This window comes from Rhodopseudomonas sp. BR0C11 (assembly GCF_010820945.1).
Taxonomy (GTDB): domain Bacteria; phylum Pseudomonadota; class Alphaproteobacteria; order Rhizobiales; family Xanthobacteraceae; genus Rhodopseudomonas; species Rhodopseudomonas palustris_H.
In genome coordinates, this window is the sequence record NZ_QTKI01000540.1 from 1 (window position 1) to 2674 (window position 2674).

The following is a 2674-nucleotide window of genomic DNA, read 5'->3' on the forward strand; positions in this document are numbered from 1 at the left end:
GGTGACGTCGTCATCGATGGCGGCAACACCTTCTGGCAGGACGATATCCGCCGCGCCAAGACGCTGAAGGAGACCAGCATCGATTACGTCGATGTCGGCACCTCCGGCGGCATCTGGGGCTTTGAACGCGGCTACTGCATGATGATCGGCGGCGACAAAGCCGTCGTCGACCGGCTTGATCCGATCTTCGCGACGCTGGCGCCGGGAATCGGTGATATCCCGCGCACACCCGGCCGCGAGGATCGTGATCCGCGTGTCGAGCAAGGCTATCTCCACGCCGGCCCCGTTGGCGCCGGCCACTTCGTCAAGATGGTCCACAACGGCATCGAATACGGCCTGATGCAGGCCTATGCCGAGGGCTTCGACATCCTCAAGAATGCCAACAGCGACGTCCTGCCCGACGCTCACCGGTTCGATCTCGACATCGCCGACATCGCCGAAGTCTGGCGGCGCGGCAGCGTGATCCCGTCATGGCTGCTCGACCTCACAGCAACGGCTCTCGCAAAGAACGATCAGCTCGACAACTACTCGGGCTTCGTCGAGGACTCTGGCGAAGGCCGCTGGACCATCAATGCCGCGATCGAAGAAGCGGTGCCGGCTGAAGTCCTTACCGCCGCGCTGTTCGCGCGCTTCCGTTCGCGCCGGGAACATACGTTCGCGGAGAAAATTCTCTCGGCGATGCGAGCTGGCTTTGGCGGCCATAAGGAGCCGCAGCAGCACCCGGAGCCAGCGCAGCAGGCGGCTCCGCAGCAGAAACTGAAACCGAAATCGGAGCGCGCGTGACCACGCAAGCCAACAGCAACCAGGTCCCCGAGGGCTGCGCGTTCGTCATCTTCGGCGTCACCGGCGACCTCACCCATCGGCTGGTGATTCCGGCGCTGTACAATCTCGCCGAAGCCAAGCTGCTGCCCGAGAAATTCTGCGTCGTCGGCGTCACCCGCAAGGAGATGTCCAGCGACGGTCTGCGCGACAGCCTGATGCAGGGCCTGCGCAAATACGCCACCCGCCCGGTCGACGACAAAGTCGCCGATCAGCTGCTCTACTGCGTCACCGCGGTCAGCGCCGATCCCAGCGAGCCGCAATCATTCGACAAGTTGCGCGAGCGGCTGGAGAAGCTGGAAGCCAACCGCAACACCGGCGGCAACCGGCTGTTCTATCTCGCCACCCCGCCGGATGCGTTCGCACCGATCGCGAGCGAGCTCGGCCGCGCCGGGCTGCTCGAGGAAACCAGCGGCGCCTGGCGCCGGCTGGTGGTAGAGAAGCCGTTCGGCACTGACCTCGCCTCGGCCAAGGCGCTGAACGATCATCTGCTCAGCATCATCTCCGAACACGAGCTGTACCGGATCGATCACTATCTCGGCAAAGAGACGGTGCAGAACATCCTGGTGCTGCGGTTCTCCAACGGTATGTTCGAGCCGATCTGGAACCGGGAGCACATCGACCACATCCAGATCACGGTCGAGGAAAAGCTCGGCGTCGGCCATCGCGGCAGCTTCTACGACAAGACCGGCGCGCTACGCGACATGGTGCCGAACCATCTGTTTCAGCTGCTGTCGCTGGTGGCGATGGAGCCGCCGGCGCATTTCAACGCCCACGCAGTTCGCTCCGCCAAGGCCGACGTGCTCGCGGCGATCCAGATCCAGACCGAACAGGAAGCGCTGCGCAATTCGGTGCGCGGCCAATACACCTCGGGCAGGATCGGCGATACCGATATCCCGGACTATCGCAGCGCCAAGGACGTCGCGACCGACAGCACCACCGAGACGTTCGCGGCGCTGAAGCTGTCGATCGATAACTGGCGCTGGGCCGGCGTGCCGTTCTACCTGCGCACCGGAAAGGCGCTGTCGGGCAAGCGCACCGAGGTCGCGATCAAATTCAAGGAAGCGCCGTTCTCGATGTTCCGCTGTACGCCGGTGCAGGAATTGTCGCAGAACTACCTGGTGATTGGGATCGAGCCGGTCGAAGGCATCTCGCTGCAGTTCAACACCAAAGTGCCCGGCCCGGTGATCGCCATCGACGGCGTCGAGATGACGTTCCGCTACAAGGATTACTTCAAGGTGGCGCCGAGCAACGGCTACGAGACGCTGCTGCACGACTGCATGATCGGCGACAACATCCTGTTCCAGCGCGCCGATGGCGTCGAAGCCGGATGGCGCGTGGTGCAGCCGTTCCTCGATGCCTGGAAGAACGCAGGCGCCCACGGCCTGCAGATTTATCGCGCCGGCAGCGACGGCCCCGAAGACGCCGACGAGCTGCTGGCCCGCGACGGCCGCGACTGGCGCAAGCCGGGCTAGCCGATGCGCGGCAACGATCATCACCTCGTGGTCGCGTCCAACGCCGATGCGCAGGCCCGCCTCGCCGCGCAGCGGCTGATTGCCCGGATCGAGCTGAACCACGAGCGTCCGGCGATCTGCCTGACCGGCGGCTCCGGGCCGCAGAAGATGTTCGACCTGCTCGCCGGCGAGTTCGAGAACCGGATCCCGTGGCAGCGCGTGCACTGGTTCATCAGCGACGAACGGTTCGTGCAGGAGAGCGATCCGCTCAGCAATATCGGCGCGGCCAAGCGCACGTTTCTGGACGGCCGCGCACCGCCGCAGAACGTTCACGCGATCCCCACCGATGCGGCGACACCGGACGAGGCCGCCCTCCGCCTGTCTCTTATACCCATCTCCGA

General features: G+C 64.7%; 3 protein-coding genes. All 3 read left to right on the forward strand.

Translation table 11 applies throughout. The features are described from left to right. On the forward strand, positions 1 to 783 hold a 783-nt coding region (gene gnd / locus DYI24_RS24775; protein ID WP_164574212.1), incomplete at its 5' end, for a phosphogluconate dehydrogenase (NAD(+)-dependent, decarboxylating). Further along, positions 780 to 2294, forward strand: coding sequence for a glucose-6-phosphate dehydrogenase (gene zwf, locus DYI24_RS24780; RefSeq protein WP_164574213.1), 1515 nt, complete (start codon positions 780 to 782; stop codon positions 2292 to 2294). The genes gnd and zwf, both read left to right, overlap by 4 nt. A 3-nt stretch (positions 2295 to 2297) precedes the next feature. Then, the coding region (locus tag DYI24_RS24785; protein WP_164574214.1) for a 6-phosphogluconolactonase at positions 2298 to 2674 on the forward strand (377 nt) is incomplete at its 3' end.